The sequence below is a fragment of the Actinoplanes missouriensis 431 genome, assembly GCF_000284295.1.
In the GTDB taxonomy this organism is placed as follows: Bacteria; Actinomycetota; Actinomycetes; order Mycobacteriales; family Micromonosporaceae; genus Actinoplanes; species Actinoplanes missouriensis.
The window spans coordinates 6,344,816-6,361,673 of sequence record NC_017093.1; the positions used below are offsets into that span (position 1 = coordinate 6,344,816).

Below are 16,858 nucleotides of genomic sequence, written 5' to 3' on the forward strand. Positions count from 1 at the left end.
GTTCACACAGCGGTGAAGAACGCGGCCGAAGCGCTCAGATCGTGGCGAACCAGAGGTCGTTGGCGGAGAAGGGTGTCACGTCGACCGAAGACCCGAAGGCGGCACGCAGGTCGGTGTCGCTGCCGACAAAAACCTGGCTGGTGAACGACGGGACGGTCACCGAATGGACGGGCAACCGGGCGGCGCGGGCTGCGAGGGGTTCCCTGTCCTCGGCGAGAACGGCGACGGGCCGGCTCGTCGAGATCATGCCGATTCTTGCCGTGTCGTCGAGCAGGCTGATCCACTCCTCGCCGGCGTCCCCGTCCCAATCCATCGTGAACGGTGTGCCGTCGATCAGGGCCATCGCCGCGTCCAGGGCGTCCTTGTCGGTCCATGACGGCCGAGGCGGGTTCGCGGTCAGCACCGCCGAGAAATCGATCACGGGGCGCCTCCCGGGCTTCCGTGCACGGCTCCGCGGTCGTTGCGGTAGACGTTGATGTAGTGGGTGAGTTCCCCGGTCCTGCCGATGATGCCGACCGGCCCGTTCACGACCAGCACCTTCGCCTTGTCGTGGATCCAGAGTTGGTGTGCGTCGGCGAAGGCCGCGGCGTCCAGCACCGCTTTCTCCGCGTGGACCCCGCTCAAGAACACGCTCCTGCCCGGCCGCGCCGTCAGTGCCAGATGCTTCAGCATCGCCTCATTGCTCACAGTGTATGTGCCGTTACTCAGCCTTCCATGGCGGTCGAGGTACGTCGCCGGGGCGACGAACGGCCCGTACGACGCCGGTGTGGCCGCCTCGCCCGGCGGTGCCTTGTCCGGCGGGGAGGGATGGCCGAACAACCGTCGCGCGAGGGCGTGGGCTCGCTCCGTCAGCCATTCCATAGCGGCTCGGAGCCGGCCCAGCAGCGAGCTCAGACCTCGCAGACTGCGCAGCAGGTGGCGGAGGGGCTGCTGGAGACGCTCGGCCCAGTGCCGTACCAGATTCGCCACCTGGCCGACGACCAGCGGTGTGGCGACGCCAAGCGTGATCCCCTCCATGGCGAGCCACTGCGGCAGCCGCACCGCCAGGACGGCCATGAAGTCGGCGATCAGATCGCGGACGAGCTCGCGGACGGTCGCGACGATCAGCCCGGCGCCTTCGACCCCAGAGGCGATGCCGCCAGCCGCGGCGGAGAGACCGCCCAGGATCTCGAGGTGCTCGTCGCTGCGCGACCGGTACGCGTCGCCCGTGGCGCCGAGCCACCCGGCGACGTCGATACGAAGCCGGTCCGCATACTCCTGCCGGGCAGCGGCGACGGAGGCGGCGACGGTGTGCCAGGTGGCGGCCTGGGCAGCCACCTGATCGGCGTCGCCGGCGAGCTGGTCCAGCGCTTCGCGCAGCGGGCGGACGTGTTCGATCAGCCAGGCGACACCCCAGCTCGCCAGCGTGCCGAGCGGATCGACAGTGAGGGACAGTGCCTCCAGCGCGACGCCGGCACCACCGAGCGCGCCGTCGACCCAATCCCCGCTGCGTATCGCGGCAGCGAACTGGCGCGCGTCCTCGACCGCGCCGATTCCGGTGTATCCGGTCGTCGAATCCTGCACGGCGACCACCAGTGGACTCGTCACCGATCAACACCCCCGTCTCAGGGGGATGTACAGGTCGGCGCGTCCCGAGGTTCGGGATCGACTCGGCAGACCCGTCAGTCCACGGCGGAGGCGGCCACGTCGATGCGGTTGGTCCAGATGCCGCCGGACCAGCCTTCCGGGAGGTTGTCCAGGTCGGCGGGGGTGTCGAAGCCGGCGGAGAAGTCGCCTCCATCGGCGGTGAGGATGACGCGGGTGCCGGCGCCGGCCATGCGTTCGGTGAAACGGTGGGGCCAGCCCCAGAGCCAGCGGCCGTATCGTTGCGGCAGGTGCAGCTGAGTGTTGCGGCAGGCATCCGGCACGTGTCCGGTCCAGCCCGTGGCCGCGTACCGGATGAGGCATTTCTCCATCGAGGCGCGGGATGTGGCGCGGACCTCGGGAAGTCGCGTGGTGAAGGCCTCGACGGCGCGGTCCTCGCCGTAGACGGTGAGCTGACCGCGGCGCTGCCCGGGCAGGCCGGCGAGCAGCGTGGCGAGGGCCTCGCCGTCGGCCGGGTCGTTGTTCTTGAGGTGGATGAGCAGCTCACGGTCGCCGAACGCGGCGAGCACCTCGGGCGCCGTGGGCATCAGCCCCACACCCTTGCCACGGAACGGGTACGTGGCGCCACCGTCCGCGGTGTACCCGTACCCGATGTCGAGTTTTCGCAGCTCGTCCATGGTGTGATCGGCGATCGTGCCGCGGCCGTCGGTGCGGCATTCCAGGGTGGCGTCGTGGAAGACGGCGAGCTGGCTGTCGCGGGTGAGTTTCACGTCGAACTCGACCATGTCGGCGCCGGCGTCGAACGCGGCGCGCATCGAGGTCAGCGTGTTCTCCAGGTAGGGGTGCGCCGGGGGTTGGATCACCTGCGCGGTGCAGGTGTCGGCCTGCACCCGGCTGACGTCGAACGTCTGCGCCAGACCACGGTGTGCCATCAGCAGCGGGCGGCCCTCGGTGTCCTCGAACGCGGAGGTGTTACCGATCCAGAGGGCGGCCACGATGACGACCAGCACCGCTAGCGGGATCCGCAACCGCCTGACGATCTTCGGCATCCCGACATCCTGACAGCGGACCGCAAACCGGCGATCCAGGTCGGCGATCTGGCCACGGTCGTCCAGGATGGGCGGATGCTGATGACGTTCGTGGTGGCCCAGGTGCCGGTGTCGTGGGATGTCGAGGCGAATCTGAGCACCGTGCGCGAGATCGTCGGAGCGGCGCACACCGGTGACGTGGTGGTGCTGCCGGAGGGGATGCTTTCCGGGTACGGGGAGGATCTGTCCGATTTAGATCACCTCTGCCCCGCCGTGGTCCTCGATGCGGTCGCCGAGGTGGAACGGCTGGCCCGCTCCTCGGGAGCGCACGTGTTCTGCGGATCGCTGCTGCCGGTCGAGGGCGGCGGGTGGTGCAACGCCGGGCTGATCGTCGCGCCGGACGGCGGCCACCGGGTCTACCAGAAGATCAATCTCGCGATGAACGAGCGGGGTGTGCTGATGGCGGGCTCGTCGCTGCCGACGTTTCCGCTGGCGGGCGGGATGGTGGCCGTTCAGCTGTGCCGGGAGATCAGGTTCCCGGAGCAGTGGCAGCATCTGGCGGCGGCGGGCGCGCAGGCCTTCGTCTACCTGACGAACGCGGCGAATCCCCGTGAGGCGCCCGGGGTCTGGCGCAGCCACCTGATCAGCCGGGCGGCCGAGAACCAGCGGTTCGTGGTGGCGTCGAACGTCGCCCATCCCGATCAGCACTGTCCGAGCATGGTGGTGTCGCCGCGCGGGGAGGTCCTCGGAGAGCTGCCACCCGGCGATGCCGGAATTCTGCGGCTGACCGTGGACCTGGCGCAGGCCGGCGAGTGGTACCTCGGCCAGCGCCGCACCGACGTGGTGGCGGTGACCGCTCACCCCACCCAGACACGCCCAGCGGTGGCATAGCCGGCGTCGGCGCTGGCCGGTCACAAAATGGGCGGCGGATCTTCGGTGGGGTGGCGCAGACTGGCGGGCATGTCGATGGTGGTTCCGGATGTGGCGGCTCTGGCTGCTGCTCACGCGCGTGGTGAACGGCTCAAGTTCCTCTTCTTCTGGGGGCATCAGCCCGAGCGGGACGGCAGCGTCGGCGCCGGGTGCCTGAGTCAGTGGTGGCCTGCCGCCTTCACCGTGGACGGTGTCGGATTCGCCACGGCGGAGCACTACATGATGTGGCACAAGGCGGTGCTGTTCGGTGACGACGCCATGGCGGAGCGGATCCTCGGGGCGTCGCATCCGCGTCAGGCCAAGACGCTCGGTGGGCGGGTGGCCGGGTTCGATCAGCGGACGTGGGACGAGCACCGGTTCCCGATCGTGGTGGCCGGGAACCTGGCGAAGTTCGGGCAGCATGCTGACCTGCGGACCTATCTGCTGGGGACCGGGGAGCGGGTGCTTGTCGAGGCGAGTCCGATGGACCGGATCTGGGGCATCGGGCTGACCCGGGACGACCCGGCGGCCGGTGACCCGGCGCGGTGGCGCGGGCTCAACCTGCTGGGCTTCGCGCTCATGGAGGCGCGCCGGGCACTGGCAGCCGCGTCTTAGGGCGACGGGTCAAGAGTGGAAGACGACCTCGGGGTTGGCCGCGGCCGGACCGTTGAGCAGTGGCCGCGGGAGTCCCCGCAGATGCGGTCCTCGAGGAAGAGCGCCCCGGGCGGAGGCGGGCGGGATTCCGCCCGCCTCCCCGACGACTATGCCGCGGCGCCGGCCCAGGTGAACGTCTGGGGCCGGGCGGTCACGGCGGTGGCGAAGCTGTTGTTGACGGTGGTCGCCTCGCGGGTGTTCGGGTTGGCGTTGGTGCAGCTGACCGGGGCGCTGCTGCCGGACATCAGGTCGGCGCAGAGACCGGTGCGACGGTCGGGCAGCCCGAGGATGTGGCCGAACTCGTGTGCGGCGATGCGCGGCTGGTAGTAACCCTGGTTGACCGCCTGACGGCCCATGTACCACGTGCCGTTGCCCAGCGAGCTCGTGTAGGTCCGGGGCCAGCCGTTGTCGGCGTACACACGGATGTTGGGGGTTCTGCCGCTGGGGACCGGTTCCAGGCGGACGTTGGTGACGCGGCTGTTCCAGATCTGTGCGCCCTGGGTGACCACGGCGCGGAACTCCTGGGCCTGGCTGGCGTCGTAGTACAGGATGCGGGGCGCCGCGGTGGCGGGTGCGGCGGTGACCGCTTGCACGCCGAGCACGGCCAGGGCGGCCACGATCGCGGCCGCTACTTTGCGGAGCAGCATGGCTTCCTCCGAGGGGGTCGGGAACGGATATCCCGACAATGCCGCCACTCAATGATGAACATCAATGAGTGGCGGCATATCGATTAGCCCCTATCAACAAACCTCAGTCGGTCCAGATACCGCCGTCCACCAGGGCGATCGCGCTGTCGTAGACCTGGTCGGACGAGTCCGCCACGGCGATCTGCACGGTCACCTCCTTGCCCGGTGTGACAGGCACCGAGCAGGTCAGCGGCTTGGTCAGCCCGTCCATGCTCGTGGCGTAGCCGGCCGCGCCGTCGGCGTTGTCGACGTAGTGGTCCGCGTTCTCCCCGGCGTTGATCGTGTTGACCGACACCGGCTGGGTCGTGCCGGGCACCAGGGCACAGTTCTTGCCGTCGACGCGGACGGCCATCACGTCGTTGTAGGAGCTGTTCACGTACTCCGGGTACTCCTCGCTCGCGAAGACGTAGCGGACGTGCAGCGTGTCTCCGGCCGGGACGAGCTTGACCTGGTACGAGGCGGCGTCGTGAGTGGGGTGACCGGCGAACTCGGTCAGCTCCGCGTCACCGTCGCGGCCGAGGGCGGTGCTGGCGAACTTCCCGGGGTCGCCGAGCGCGTCCGCCATCCGCCCGGTGCTCAGCACCCAGGTCTTCTTGCCGGGGACGAACCCGTCGACGTGACCCCACTGCTCGGCGGCGCCGACCGTGGTGTCCTCGACCTTGTCGACGCCGTCGCCGAGCAGCGAGTCCTTGGAGCCGCCGGCCAGAGTCTTGCAGTCCTTCGGCAGGTAGTACGGCGAGCCGGCGTAGGAGTGCGAACCCTTCAGCGCGTCGAGCGTGACCTTCTCACTGAAGCTCCACTTGCTCAGGAACACCTTGACCGTCAGGAACAGCCCGATGCTCATGCCGAGCTTGGCCTCGAGACAGGCGTTGAAGCGGGAGTCCTCCGCGGTGAAGACCGGGCCGAACGCCGCGTCCACCGGGTAGAGGCCGCCACCGATGCCGGCGATCACGCCGGCCTCCTTGGTTCCGGCGCCGGGGCCGACGATCACGTCGCCTCCCACCTTCAGCCCGACCGAGCCGTTGGCGGTGACCTTGGGAGCGAGCGGGGAGGCGTCCAGGATGCGCTTGCCGGAGAACGAGGCGCCGTTCTTGACCGACATCGATCCCTTCATCTCGAATCCCGCGGTGCCGGTCAGGCCGAGGTTGGCGATCTCCATCGCGCCGCCGATGCTGATCTCGGCGCCGGCCGCGTAGGAGAGCGCCATGGGCACCGGCGAGACGGACAGCTGCTTCACCGCCTCGGAGAAACCGACCTTGCACTTGCGGTTCCCGCTCACCTTGACGCCGGCCGGGCCGCTCACCGTGACGGTCAGTCCCATGTCGACCGACGCGCCGGTCGGCACGTCGGCGCCGAGGAAGCTGTACTTGTCGACCTTCGTGGAGAAGTGTCCGCCGAGCTTCACGTCCGGCGAGAAGACGACCTCGTCACCGGCGCTCGCGCTGCCGCAGCTCGCCGACAGGGCCTTCGGCGCGACCGATTTCGCCGAGGCCGACGGGGCCGGCCCGCTCTGCGCCGCAGCCGCCGCGCTGAACTCCGGCACGTCGAGCTCGTAGTAGTCGAACGCGTCGATCAACGCTCCGGCCCGCAACGACAGCGTCCGCCCGTCCGCCGCCACCGCGGTCACCACACCGAGGAACCCACCGGGCAACGTGTCCGAGATCGGCAGCACCACCGCGGCCCCGGGCACCGGCGTGGCGACACCGTTCCGCAGCACCGCCCGCACTCCGGACCCGGTGGGCGCCGCCGACACCAGATCAGCCGGTCCGGCGAGCAGCGTGGCGGGATTGGCGACGTATTTCGCCGTGTCCGCCGCCGATGCCGGGCCCGCCGTCATCGTCAACGGACCGGCCCACCGGCCCTTGTGAAAAGTGAACAGCGAATAGGTGTACTGCTGTCCCGCTTTCAGCCCGCTGTCCACCGCGGTCGTGCCCTTGACCCGCACTCCGGCGCCGAGCGACGACAGGCTCACCGGCACCCGTCCGGGCGTGCGCCGCAGCACGAACCTCGCCCCGGCCGGCGCTTTCCACGACAGTTTCACCCCGGTCGCGGTCACGTCCGTGGCGTGCAGGTCCCGGGCCGCGCCGTCGGCGGCATAGGTCACCGTCACCGCGGCCTTCCCGCCGGCCGTCGCGCGCACCACCGGCGTCGACGCCCGCCCGGCATAGCGCACCCCATCAAAGATCAACCCCGGCGTCTGTACGGCGTAGAGCCCGGCCGCCGGCGTCAGCGTGACCACGGTGGACGTGCCCTCGGGCGGCTTGGCCGCGACCTGTCTGGTCCTGCCGGCGAGGGTGACGCCGGCCGGCACCCCGCTGGGGGTCACGATCGTCACCCGCACCGATCCGGTGGCCGGCGCCGGCGCCGCCGCGGCCGGTGACCCGAATGCCAGCAGGGACGCGGCGACGACGAAAACCGTCGAGGTCCTCATGTGTTACTCCTAGCTACGGAAAACTGCGGAGAACTGCGGAATCGCTGTGGAGATCACGTCGAAAGGACGCGCACCGCGTACTCTGCCGAGGTTTTCCGGGTCGAAAAAAGGGCCTTGCCCGGCCGGAATTAAATGCCGACCGAATGGCGTCCACTGTGGGAATTACGCCGTCCGGTGGGTGCTCGCCCGGCCATTCGGTCTCTCCCGGTGGGGCGTCCGGGGGCGGTGGCGGCGTAACCGCCACTGACGGATGCCGCCACCTCACGGGTCCGGGAAGTCGTCGCCGAGGAGGTCGCGGAGCCTGCTCAGGGCCCGGGTGTTGCGCATCTTCACCGCGGAGACGGAGAGGCCGAGGATCGCCGCCACGGTGTCCACGCTGTGGTCCTCGGCGTGCCGCAGAACGAGCACCGCGCGGTCCTCGACGCTGAGCCGGGCCAGCGCGTCGACCAGGGCTATCCGCAGCTCGGGCGTGCCGGCGCGGGCCGGATCGGGCGGCTCCGGCGGGTCGGCCAGGACGATCTCGGAGCCGCTGCGGCGCCGCTGCTGGTCGAAGACGGCGTTCATCAGGACCCGCCTGCTGTACGCCTCCAGGTTCGTGCCGTCGCGGATCCGCTCCCACGCCGCGTACATCCTGGTGAAGGTCTGCTGGGTGAGGTCCTGCGCGAGATGCCAGTCCCGGCACATCAGGTACGCGCTGCGGCGCAACCGGGTGCCGGTGGACTCGACGAACGCGGTGAACTCCTGGTCACGGGCGGCCTTGGCGCGACGGCGGGCGGCGCCCCAGCCGGTCCGGACGCCGGTGCCGGGCGCGGGCGTCGCGGCGATGCCGGTTTCGGTCACAGCAGCCCACCGACCGGGGCGTCGGCCGTGCACCGGCGGCCGCTGACCAGCTGGACACCGGGCATCGCGCTGTAGTCCGCCTGCAGCGCGGTGTACTGCCCGGGTTCGACCAGGCGCAGCCGGAACGACTCGGGGATCTGGGCGGGGTCGACGGCGGCGACGAAGTCCGGCGAGTCGGCCCACAAGGCCGTGAACTTCCGGTACGCCTCCGCGCGGCTCTCGAATTCCACGGCGGCGACCCGCGGATCGGCGCGCAGCGCGGTCTCCACCGCTGACGCCCGCCCGCCGGTCAGCTCGTCGGTGAGGAAGACCGCCGCGTCCGTGGCGTCGGTGTCGACCGGGTGCGGCACGCAGGCCGGCGCGGTCCTCGGCATCATCGCCGCCGCCAGGGTGATCGGCGGCCGTGCCGTGTCGTCCCGCAGGCTCACCGCGGCACCGGCCCCGGCGCCGAGGATCGCGACCAGTCCGGCCGCCACGCCCGCGGTGACCAGCTGCCGGCGGCGCCGCAGCCGGCCGCCGTCGAGGATGGCGGTCCGCGCCAGGTCGCCGAGCGCGGCGCCGGGGTCGTCACCGACCGCCCGGTCGAAGTGGTCTCGCAGGGTCGGTGTCACGGCAGGCTCTCCTTCGGTGGGGTCTCTGCCGGTATTGACGGGGTGGCCGTCCTCTTCGGTCACATCCTCGCGACGGAGACCAGCGTTCCGCTCTCCATGGCCACCCAGACGTGCGTCTCGGAGAGCCAGAGGCCGTGCGGCTCGTCGCCGGGGAGGGGATGGAGCGTGATCTCTCCGTCGGCGGTGACGTGTGCCAGTTCCCCGGAACCCCAGAGGGTGACCCAGCAGGATCCGTCGGCGTCGGCGGCCACGGCGTGCGGGCGGCAGGCCGGCTCGTCGAAGGGGAACTGGTGGATCTCGCCGGAGGGGTCGACACGGCCCACGCTGCCGCCGGCGATGTCGGCGTACCAGATCCCGGTTTCTGCGGCCGTGATGCCGACCGGAGCCGGTGGGGTGCGGCCCTCCGGGAGTTTCACGATCTCCACGACGTCGTCGCGGATGCGGGCCAGGCAGGCGGCGCCGTTGAGGGCGGCCCACGGTGTGCCGGCGGCATCGACGGTGAGCATGGCGGGGCGCGCGTCGGGGATCGGCAGGTCGAACAGGGTGATCGCGGCGCCGCCGGCGAGGCGGCCGATCTGGTTGGTGCCGGGGGCGGTGAACCAGACGTCGCCGCCGCGGGTGGCGGCGATGCCATAGGGGGCGGTGCCACCCGGCAGGCCGACGACGGTGCCCGGGCCGGCGCCGGTCAGATCCCGGCGGGCCAGACGGTCGTCGGAACGGGAGTACCACACCGCGTCGGCGGTGACGCTGAGCAGCATCGGCCGGGCATCGGTGAGCGGCTCGTGGTCGACCACCGGCTCCGGGGCGCCGGGCGTGACGCGGGCCAGGCCCGGCGGAGTCAGGACGGTCACCCACAGGGCGCCGGTGTGGTCGCCGGCGACGGCATAGGGGGCCTGTCCGGGCATCGCGATGGTCATCCGTGATCCTCCATTCACTAACGCTACTGTTGTAGCATTAACGACATGGAGAGTGTCGCGCAACCCGTTTCCTCCGGCGCGGCCCGGCCCGGCGGGCGGACCGCTCGCACCCGGGAGCGGGTCCTCGCCGCCATCATGGCGATCCTGGTGGAGCAGGGGTTCGACGGGGTGACCGTGGAGGCCGTCGCCGGGCGGTCCGGAGTGCATCGGACCACTGTCTACCGGCGCTGGCGGGACACCGGCGGGCTGCTCGCCGACGCGTTCGACGCGGCGCGGGAGCTGCCCTGGGAGCCACCGGACACCGGGACGCTGCTCGGTGATCTGATCGAGGTGAACCGGCAGGTGGTGGCGGCGCTGACGGAGCGACCGCCGATCGCGGCGGCGCTGATCGCGGCGTCGTTCCGGTCGCCGGCCGCCGCGCGGGCGCTGCGGGACTTCTGGGAGGACCGGTTCGCGCGGGCGGGAGTGGTCGTGTCCCGTGCCGCCGGACGGGGCGAGATCGGGGCGGATGTCGAGGCGCGGACGGTGCTGGTCGCCGCGTGCGCGCCGGTGTTCTACGAGATCGTGCTCATGCGGGCGCCGGTGACCGATGATCTCGCCGAGCGGTACGCACGGGCGGGAGTGGCCGCGGCCCGCTGAGGGCGTGACCGAAAAGGGTGACCATGCACCCGTCGCCGTAGCTCGCCGGACGGCCGGGAGCGGGCAGCGGGTCGCGCGGCTTCTCGGGGACTGCGGTCTGGGCGTACCCCAATCTCGGGGTCCTTTGTGGAATCGTGGAAGCATGGTCAAACTCGGTGTCAGTCTGCCCCAATTCCAGCACTTCGTCCCCGGCAAGGATGTCGTCGCCGCGGCTCGGGCGATGGAGGAGATCGGTTTCGACAGTCTCTGGGTGTTCGAGCGGGTGCTCGTTCCGGAGGACCAGAGTGGGCCGCACGGGCTCTACGGCGTGCCGGGTCTGCCCTGGCCGGAGCGGTATCGCGGGGTCGCGGACGCGCTCGTGACGCTCTCCACGGCGGCAGCGGTGACGTCGCGGATCGAGCTCGGGACGGGTGTTCTGGTGGTGCCGCTGCATCTGCCGATGCGGCTGGCCCGGGAACTCGCGACCTTGGACGCGGCCAGCGGAGGGCGGCTCATCGCGGGGCTGGGTTCCGGATGGTCGCCGGACGAGTTCGCGGCGGTCGGCGCCGTCCCGCTCTCCGAGCGCGGGCGGGCGCTGGATGACTTCCTGGACATCGCCGCGGAGGTGTGGGGACCGAATCCGGTCAGTTTCAAGACGCGCCGGTTCGAGGTGTCGACGGCCGACATCGGACCGAAGCCGGCCCGGCGGATCCCGATTCTGCTGGGCGCCGGCACCCAGCGGGCGCTGCGGCGGGTGGCCCGGCGCGCGGACGGCTGGGTGGCCAGCGGGGTGACGCCGGCGCAGGTCAAGGAGTCCCTGACCGGGCTGCGGGTGATGGCGGAGGAGTTCGGGCGCGATCCGGCGGAGATCAGTTGCACGGTGCAGATCGGCACCCTCGACCTGACCGAGTCGACGGCGTCGCCGCGGCCCCCTTATGCCGGGAATGTCGCGCAGCTGGCGGAGGATGTGGCGGCGCTGGCGGAGGCGGGCGCGGACCACGTCTACATCACGCTGCCGGCCGCGGTGGAGGGTGTCGGCGAGTTGATCGACAAGGCTTCCGAGTTGCATGAGCTGGTGCGTGCCCGTTTGTGATCACGTACGGAACGTGCGCCGGTACGTGTCCGGCGGGACCCCCACGCTGCGCTGGAAGTGACGGCGCAGCGTGGTGGCGGTGCCCATCCCGGCCGCCGCGGCGATGAGATCGATGCCGTGGTCGGTGTTCTCGAGGAGCTCCTGAGCGCGGCGGACACGCTGCGTGAGCAGCCACTGCAACGGGGTGGTGCCGGTGGTGGCGCGGAAGTGGCGGGTCAGATGGCGTGCGCTCATGTTCGCCCGCCTGGCCAGATCCTCGACGGTCAACGGTTGATCGAGGCGCTGCATCACCCACGGGAGCAGGCCGGACAGCGGATGGTCGTCCTGGTCGGGGACCGGCGTGGTGACGTATTGTGCCTGTCCCCCGGCCCGGTGCGGCGGGACGACGAGGCGGCGGGCGACGATGTTGGCGATCGCCGGGCCGTGGTCACGACGGACCAGATGCAGGCAGAGGTCCATGGCGGCGGCCTTGCCGGCCGAGGTCAGGACGTTGCCGTTGTCGACGTAGAGGACGTCCGGGTCGACGGTGACCTCCGGGTAACGGGTGGCGAGCTGATCGGTGTGCGCCCAGTGGGTGGTGGCCCGCAGGCCGTCCAAGATCCCGGCAGCGGCGAGGACGAACGCGCCGGTGCAGAGGGAGACCATTCGGGCGCCCGCCCGAGAGGCCGCGGTGACCGCTTTCAACAGGTCGGCGGGTATCTCGGCGTCGACATCGGTCACCGCCGGGACGATCACCGTGTCGGCGTCGGCCAGGTGGCCGAGTCCGCGGTCGGGCCGGACGTGGAAGCGGCCGGCACGGACGGGGTGGTCGCCGCAGACGGTCACGTCGTACCAGGGGCCGGGGATGGCGTCGGGTTTCGCCCCGAACACCTCACAGGCCATCGCCAGCTCGAAGTGCAGCATGCCGTCGGTGGCGGCGATGGCCACGGATCCCATGTCGGGAATTGTACGGGTCGTGTCGTTCCGGACACTGTCCCGTCCTTCTCATCCCGGACAGGATTCCCGGCATGGTGAAGGTTGCGGTGTTCGGGGCGTTCGGTCACACCGGCCGGTTCGTGGTGGCGGAACTGGCGGCGCGCGGGTTCGAGCCGATCGAGATCGGTCGGCAGCAGGCGTCGGTCGATGATCCGGGGTCGCTCGACCGGGCCCTGCGCGGGGCGGCTGCGGTGATCAACTGTGCCGGGCCGTTCGCGGCCACGGCGGGTCCGGTGATCGCGGCGGCGCTGCGGGCCGGGATCGGCTACGTGGACGTGGCGGCCGAGATCGAGGCGAACGTGGACACGTTCACGCTGTTCTCCGCGCCGGCCCGGGAGGCGCACGTCGTGGTGGTGCCGGCCATGGCGTTCTTCGGCGGGCTCGGGGATCTGCTGGTCACCGCGGTTCTGGAGGGCTCTTCGGCGGACGAGATCCTGATGGGGTACGGCCTGAGCAGCTGGCATCCGACAGCGGGAACCGTGGCGTCGGGTGCGGTGTCGCGGGAGCGCCGCGGCGGCCGGCGGGTGCGGTTCGCGGGTGGGCGGCTGGAGTATCACGACGACGAGTTGCCGGTCGTGGAGTGGGAGTTCCCGTCCGGGCCGCGCCCGGTGATCGCGGACTTCTCGATGGCGGACGTGGTGACCGTTCCCAGTCACGTGCAGGTGCCGGTGGTGCGCTGCCACATGAACGTCGAGGCGGTGGCCGACCTGACGGCGGGTGACTCGTCGGCGGTGACGGCGCAGACGTTCGTGGTGGATGTCCGGGTGCGCCGTGACGGGGTGGAACGCCGGATCACGGCCACCGGCTCGGACATCTATGCGGTGAGCGCGCCGCTGGCGGTGGAGGCGGTGGCCCGGATCGTGGACGGGCGGACGCGGGGCGCCGGTGTGCTCTCGGCGGGCGCCGCGTTCGACGCGACGGACTTCCTGCGGGCGATGTCGGCGCACCTCACGGTTACGGTCCACTGATCGGGGTCCGCGGAGACTTTCCGGAGTTCCATGGAGGGAAAAGGCGCAGGTCATCACGCTCAGCCGTCACCCGGAGGGGAATTCGGCTGTCGCCGCCGGGCCGATGGGCGCGTAATTTGGCGGCGTGCCGACGCCTGAACACCTCGCCGCCCACCTCCGGACTCTTTCTCCGGAAGAGCTGTCCGCGCTGCTCACAGCCCGGCTCGACGTGCTGCAGGAGCCGGCTCCGCGGTCGCTGGGCGAGCTCGCCGGGCGACTGCTGCGGCAGGAGTCGATCATCCGGACGCTCAGCCTGTCCGCCCTGTCCCACGTGCAGGTCGCGGAGGCGGTGGCAGCGCTCGGTGACGGCTGGACCGTCGCGCGGCTGGCCGACCTGCTCGGCGTGCCGGCCGATGACCCCTTCCTGCGCGAGACGCTGAGTGTGCTGGCCGGGCGCGGGCTGGTGTGGCCGGGCGCGGGGTCTCATCTGCGGGTGATGTGGCCGCATCCGCTGGGGCTGGGCCCCACCGCGGCGCAATTGTTGCAGCAGCTCGACGTGGTGGCGCTGCGGGAGATCGGCGCCGCCCTCGGCGTGACGCCGGGCCGCACGAAACGCGCCGCGGTCGCCGAGCTGGCGGCATGGCTGGGTGATGCGGAAAAGGTGCGGGCGCTCGTCGCGCAGGCGCCCGCGTCGGTGGGCACATCCCTGTCCCGGATCGCCCAGCAGTCACTGGATCCGTTCGGATTCGGTGGCATCATGCTGGGCGCGCAGATGGACGCGCCGCCGTGGGCGGTCGACCGCGGGCTGGTCGTGCGGTCCCCGTGGGGTTCCGGTGTGCAGATGCCCGCGGAGGTGGCGCTCGCGTTGCGCGGCGGGGCGGTGCCGTTCACCCCGGAGCCACCGAGTCCGCCGCTCGGCGAGGTCGACGCCGAACTGGTCGAGCGGGAGTCGGCCGCCGCGGCGGCGGACATGCTGTCGCTCGTCACGGCGGTGACCGAGCTGATCGGGCACACCTCGGTCACGGTGCTGAAGAACGGCGGGATCGGCATCCGCGAGCTGCGCCGCATGGCGAAGGCGGCCGGCCGCGACGAGGATCGGATCCGGTTCGCCGTCGAGGTGATGACCGCCGGCGGCATGGTGGGCGGCTCGGAGCGCGTGCTGGCTCTCGGTGACGGCTTCGAGGAGTACGCCACGATGGAGCCCCCCGGCCAGCTGCTCGATCTCGCCGACTCCTGGCTGGGACTACCGGCGTGCCCGTTGGCGCCGGGCTCGGCCGGTGACCCGGCGCTCTCCTGGGATTACGACGACGAGGCGGTGCTCTCCGGGTTGCGGGCCGGCGTGATCGGCCTGCTGGCCAGCGTGACCGTTCCCGGGCAGAGCCTGGACCCGTCCGAGCTCCCGGGACTCCTCACGTGGCACATGCCCTTCCTCACCGAGGCCGCACGGGACGATCTGGACCGGTTCGTCGCCGGGATCTGGCGGGAGGCGCACCTGCTCGGGCTGCTGGCCCACGGCGCGATCACGCTGCTGGGGCGGCAACTGCTCGCCGGCGACGCCGAGGCGCTGCGTGCCCATCTCGCCGTGCTGATTCCCCCGGCGCGGACCACGGTGGTGCTGCAGAACGATCTGACGGCGGTCGTCACCGGCACCCCGTCCGCGGCGCTGCTCGCCCTGCTCGACCAGACGGCCTCGACGGAGTCCCGCAGCGGGGCGTGGACGTGGCGGTTCACGCCGGCGAGCGTGCTGCGGGCCCTCGACGCCGGGGCGACGCCCGCGTCACTGGTCACCGACCTGACCGCGGTCGCCGAGGACGGGCGGCTGCCGCAGCCCCTCGAATATCTGATCAAGGATGTCGGGCGGCAGCACGGGCGGGTCCAGGTGCGGGCCGTGGGGTGCGTGCTGTGCAGCACCGACGAGTCGCTGCTCGACGAGATCGTGGCGTCGCGGGCGCTGAAGGGGTTGCGGCTGGTCCGGCTCGCGCCGACGGTGGCCGCCAGCGGAAAGCCGCCCGCGGAGACGTTGGTCGCGCTGCGGGAGGGTGGTTACGCGCCCGCTGAGGTCCGGGCCGACGGCAGTCCCGTGGTGTCCGTGGTCCGGCAGCGCAAGCCCGCGCCCGCGCCCGTGCCCGTGCCCGCGTCCGGCGCGCCGATGCTGGCGGATCCGGTGGCGCTCGCGGACCGGTTGCTCAAACTGGATTGATCCAGTCGGTCTCGCCGGTCGCGGTGATCGCCAGGTGGACGAAGGTGCTGTCGTCGGTGGCGCCGTGCCAGTGCGGGACGCCGGGCTGGACGTGGATCCAATCCCCGTGGCTGATCTCCTTGGGCTCGTCCAGGCCCTCCCACTGGATGAGGCCGCGGCCGGAGAGGACGACCAGGGCCTGCTCGCCGGTGTGGATGTGCCAGTGGGAGCGGGCGCCCGGGGCGTAGGTGAAACGGTTGCCACGCATGCCGCCGGGCTGGGTGGCGGGCAGGACGTCGGCCTGCCACACGCCGCCGGTGAACTTGTCGGCAGCGGCCGGCGAGCTGGGCACGGAGGCCTCAGGGATGATCGCGAAGTCCATGCGGCCGATGATCCTCCCCGTTGCGATCTTGTTGACTGACGGGGTTACGGTCGTGGTCATGGCTTCTGCTTCGTATGGGCGTGCTGTCGGGCTGGCGGCTTTGCAGGCCGTTCTGAGCAGCACGTGGATCGCGGCCCGTGAGTTGTCCCCGGCGAAGCGCCGGCTCGCCCGCCTGGGAACCGTGGCGGCGGTCGCGGCGGTGGGGTGGGTGGCCGCCCCGAAGGACGCGTCGGACTCCGACGATCGGATCGGGCCGGCCATCGGGGCGAGCCCGTATCTGGCCGCCGAGGGCGCAGCGTCGTTGACGGCGTCGGACGACGCTTCCCCGCCGGACTCCGAGCCGCCTTTCGACAAACGCAAGGCGGCCCTGATGGCCGGCGGGATCGGCATCGGCGTGGCGGCGATGGTGGGGCGCCGGCAGCTGGAGAAGCGCTGGCTCGCGAGGCTGACCCGCAACGGTCACCCGCACCCCACAAGGGCGCTGGCGGTGCGGATGGCGGGCGTGGAGTTCGTCGGCCAGCTGGCGATGCAGCTCAACGACGTCCGCAAGGCGCGCTCGCAGGAATCACCGCGCTAGAGAAAACAAACCTCTTCAACGGCCCTCCGATACCGGGGGTTATGAACCCGAGGTCATCCACGAGGATTGAACACATGTCCCCGACGCGAGCCCGGCCACGAACCGGCGCCCTCCTGGCCGCCGTCCCGCACGTGCTCATCCTGGCGTGGATGGCAGCCACCCTCAGCGGGCCGGAAAACGCCTACGCGGGGTTCCTCGGCGTCCTCGAACTCTTCGTCGTTCCTCTCGGGCTGCTGGCCGCCGTGGCGGCTCGCCTCACCCAGCCGGTTCGTCACTGGGCCCGCCCCATCGCCGTGACAACCGTCGCGGGAGGTCTCCTGGTCATCCTGGTGGCGTTCCTCGCCGCCGGCATGACGGGTGCCTGAAAGCCGCAGGTGCTCGGAGAGCGCTGAGAGTCAGCCGGGACCAGCTGGCCCGCAGCGCTGAT

At 71.3% G+C, this 16,858-nt stretch carries 18 protein-coding genes; 8 read left to right on the forward strand and 10 right to left on the reverse strand.

Translation table 11 applies throughout. The features are described 5' to 3' along the window. Positions 1 to 34: 34 nt before the first annotated feature. The 3 genes from AMIS_RS29130 to AMIS_RS29140 form a co-directional block, all read right to left on the reverse strand. Entirely contained in the window at positions 35 to 421 is a 387-nt protein-coding gene (locus tag AMIS_RS29130; RefSeq protein ID WP_014446026.1) for a hypothetical protein, read from the reverse strand. After that, the gene (locus tag AMIS_RS40920; protein ID WP_014446027.1) at positions 418 to 1,587 is read right to left on the reverse strand and encodes a WXG100-like domain-containing protein; all 1,170 of its coding nucleotides are present in this window, start codon (positions 1,585 to 1,587) and stop codon (positions 418 to 420) included. The genes AMIS_RS29130 and AMIS_RS40920 overlap by 4 nt, the downstream gene beginning before the upstream one ends. Positions 1,588 to 1,661: 74 nt before the next feature. Beyond that, complete coding sequence (locus AMIS_RS29140; RefSeq protein ID WP_014446028.1) at positions 1,662 to 2,633, reverse strand: glycerophosphodiester phosphodiesterase family protein; 972 nt, start codon at positions 2,631 to 2,633, stop codon at positions 1,662 to 1,664. A 75-nt stretch (positions 2,634 to 2,708) separates the two neighbouring features. Between AMIS_RS29140 and AMIS_RS29145 the strand changes: the two genes are divergently transcribed. Further along, positions 2,709 to 3,503 carry a carbon-nitrogen hydrolase family protein gene (locus AMIS_RS29145; RefSeq protein ID WP_014446029.1) on the forward strand — a complete coding sequence of 265 codons (795 nt, stop codon included), beginning with the start codon at positions 2,709 to 2,711 and terminating at the stop codon, positions 3,501 to 3,503. 69 nt (positions 3,504 to 3,572) lie between these two features. Further along, positions 3,573 to 4,136, forward strand: a complete 564-nt coding sequence (locus tag AMIS_RS29150) for an NADAR family protein (protein ID WP_231859117.1) — start codon at positions 3,573 to 3,575, stop codon at positions 4,134 to 4,136. 146 nt (positions 4,137 to 4,282) lie between these two features. Here the strand turns inward: AMIS_RS29150 and AMIS_RS29155 are convergent, their stop codons facing one another. The 5 genes from AMIS_RS29155 to AMIS_RS29175 all read right to left on the reverse strand — a co-directional run bounded on the left by AMIS_RS29155 (position 4,283) and on the right by AMIS_RS29175 (position 9,660). Further along, positions 4,283 to 4,822: a snapalysin family zinc-dependent metalloprotease gene (locus tag AMIS_RS29155; protein WP_014446031.1), complete on the reverse strand. Its 540-nt coding sequence runs from the start codon at positions 4,820 to 4,822 to the stop codon at positions 4,283 to 4,285. A 103-nt stretch (positions 4,823 to 4,925) separates the two neighbouring features. Then, positions 4,926 to 7,292 (reverse strand): choice-of-anchor L domain-containing protein, encoded by a 2,367-nt coding sequence (locus tag AMIS_RS40925; RefSeq protein WP_014446032.1) that lies wholly within the window; start codon positions 7,290 to 7,292, stop codon positions 4,926 to 4,928. A gap of 261 nt (positions 7,293 to 7,553) precedes the next feature. Continuing rightward, complete coding sequence (locus AMIS_RS29165) at positions 7,554 to 8,132, reverse strand: SigE family RNA polymerase sigma factor (protein WP_014446033.1); 579 nt, start codon at positions 8,130 to 8,132, stop codon at positions 7,554 to 7,556. Next, the gene (locus AMIS_RS29170) at positions 8,129 to 8,743 is read right to left on the reverse strand and encodes a permease-like cell division protein FtsX (RefSeq protein WP_041830131.1); all 615 of its coding nucleotides are present in this window, start codon (positions 8,741 to 8,743) and stop codon (positions 8,129 to 8,131) included. The genes AMIS_RS29165 and AMIS_RS29170 overlap by 4 nt, the downstream gene beginning before the upstream one ends. A gap of 59 nt (positions 8,744 to 8,802) precedes the next feature. Then, complete coding sequence (locus AMIS_RS29175) at positions 8,803 to 9,660, reverse strand: Vgb family protein (protein ID WP_014446035.1); 858 nt, start codon at positions 9,658 to 9,660, stop codon at positions 8,803 to 8,805. A 45-nt stretch (positions 9,661 to 9,705) separates the two neighbouring features. On the opposite strand from AMIS_RS29175, the gene AMIS_RS29180 reads away from it, so the two are divergent. Together AMIS_RS29180 and AMIS_RS29185 are read left to right on the forward strand one after the other, a co-directional pair. Beyond that, the gene (locus AMIS_RS29180; RefSeq protein ID WP_014446036.1) at positions 9,706 to 10,299 is read left to right on the forward strand and encodes a TetR/AcrR family transcriptional regulator; all 594 of its coding nucleotides are present in this window, start codon (positions 9,706 to 9,708) and stop codon (positions 10,297 to 10,299) included. A gap of 142 nt (positions 10,300 to 10,441) precedes the next feature. Next, complete coding sequence (locus AMIS_RS29185; protein WP_014446037.1) at positions 10,442 to 11,371, forward strand: TIGR03619 family F420-dependent LLM class oxidoreductase; 930 nt, start codon at positions 10,442 to 10,444, stop codon at positions 11,369 to 11,371. Here AMIS_RS29185 and AMIS_RS29190 read toward each other — a convergent pair whose 3' ends face one another. After that, a complete protein-coding gene (locus AMIS_RS29190) occupies positions 11,372 to 12,307 on the reverse strand; it encodes a helix-turn-helix domain-containing protein (protein WP_014446038.1) in 936 nt (311 codons plus the stop codon). 71 nt (positions 12,308 to 12,378) lie between these two features. Between AMIS_RS29190 and AMIS_RS29195 the strand changes: the two genes are divergently transcribed. Both AMIS_RS29195 and AMIS_RS29200 read left to right on the forward strand, forming a co-directional pair. Further along, the gene (locus tag AMIS_RS29195) at positions 12,379 to 13,314 is read left to right on the forward strand and encodes a saccharopine dehydrogenase NADP-binding domain-containing protein (RefSeq protein WP_014446039.1); all 936 of its coding nucleotides are present in this window, start codon (positions 12,379 to 12,381) and stop codon (positions 13,312 to 13,314) included. A 124-nt stretch (positions 13,315 to 13,438) separates the two neighbouring features. Further along, on the forward strand, positions 13,439 to 15,493 hold the full coding sequence (locus AMIS_RS29200; protein ID WP_014446040.1) for a helicase-associated domain-containing protein: 2,055 nt from the start codon (positions 13,439 to 13,441) through the stop codon (positions 15,491 to 15,493). Here the strand turns inward: AMIS_RS29200 and AMIS_RS43460 are convergent. Further along, on the reverse strand, positions 15,480 to 15,914 hold the full coding sequence (locus AMIS_RS43460; protein ID WP_172666633.1) for a cupin domain-containing protein: 435 nt from the start codon (positions 15,912 to 15,914) through the stop codon (positions 15,480 to 15,482). The genes AMIS_RS29200 and AMIS_RS43460 overlap by 14 nt on opposite strands. On the opposite strand from AMIS_RS43460, the gene AMIS_RS43465 reads away from it, so the two are divergent. Beyond that, positions 15,913 to 16,431 (forward strand): hypothetical protein, encoded by a 519-nt coding sequence (locus tag AMIS_RS43465; RefSeq protein WP_014446042.1) that lies wholly within the window; start codon positions 15,913 to 15,915, stop codon positions 16,429 to 16,431. The two genes, AMIS_RS43460 and AMIS_RS43465, sit on opposite strands and share 2 nt — an antisense overlap. A 74-nt stretch (positions 16,432 to 16,505) precedes the next feature. Further along, complete coding sequence (locus tag AMIS_RS29215) at positions 16,506 to 16,796, forward strand: hypothetical protein (protein ID WP_157435127.1); 291 nt, start codon at positions 16,506 to 16,508, stop codon at positions 16,794 to 16,796. Positions 16,797 to 16,858: the final 62 nt, after the last annotated feature.

What these genes read in the sequence shown, in the direction of transcription:
- AMIS_RS29185 (WP_014446037.1), top strand. Translation starts at nt 10,442, where the DNA reads ATGGTCAAACTCGGTGTCAGTCTGCCCCAATTCCAGCACTTCGTCCCC.
- AMIS_RS29140 (WP_014446028.1), bottom strand. Translation starts at nt 2,633, where the DNA reads ATGCCGAAGATCGTCAGGCGGTTGCGGATCCCGCTAGCGGTGCTGGTC.
- AMIS_RS29145 (WP_014446029.1), top strand. Translation starts at nt 2,709, where the DNA reads ATGCTGATGACGTTCGTGGTGGCCCAGGTGCCGGTGTCGTGGGATGTC.
- AMIS_RS43460 (WP_172666633.1), bottom strand. Translation starts at nt 15,914, where the DNA reads ATGACCACGACCGTAACCCCGTCAGTCAACAAGATCGCAACGGGGAGG.
- AMIS_RS40925 (WP_014446032.1), bottom strand. Translation starts at nt 7,292, where the DNA reads ATGAGGACCTCGACGGTTTTCGTCGTCGCCGCGTCCCTGCTGGCATTC.
- AMIS_RS29215 (WP_157435127.1), top strand. Translation starts at nt 16,506, where the DNA reads ATGTCCCCGACGCGAGCCCGGCCACGAACCGGCGCCCTCCTGGCCGCC.
- AMIS_RS43465 (WP_014446042.1), top strand. Translation starts at nt 15,913, where the DNA reads ATGGCTTCTGCTTCGTATGGGCGTGCTGTCGGGCTGGCGGCTTTGCAG.
- AMIS_RS29180 (WP_014446036.1), top strand. Translation starts at nt 9,706, where the DNA reads ATGGAGAGTGTCGCGCAACCCGTTTCCTCCGGCGCGGCCCGGCCCGGC.
- AMIS_RS29190 (WP_014446038.1), bottom strand. Translation starts at nt 12,307, where the DNA reads ATGGGATCCGTGGCCATCGCCGCCACCGACGGCATGCTGCACTTCGAG.
- AMIS_RS29155 (WP_014446031.1), bottom strand. Translation starts at nt 4,822, where the DNA reads ATGCTGCTCCGCAAAGTAGCGGCCGCGATCGTGGCCGCCCTGGCCGTG.
- AMIS_RS29195 (WP_014446039.1), top strand. Translation starts at nt 12,379, where the DNA reads ATGGTGAAGGTTGCGGTGTTCGGGGCGTTCGGTCACACCGGCCGGTTC.
- AMIS_RS29175 (WP_014446035.1), bottom strand. Translation starts at nt 9,660, where the DNA reads ATGACCATCGCGATGCCCGGACAGGCCCCCTATGCCGTCGCCGGCGAC.
- AMIS_RS29150 (WP_231859117.1), top strand. Translation starts at nt 3,573, where the DNA reads ATGTCGATGGTGGTTCCGGATGTGGCGGCTCTGGCTGCTGCTCACGCG.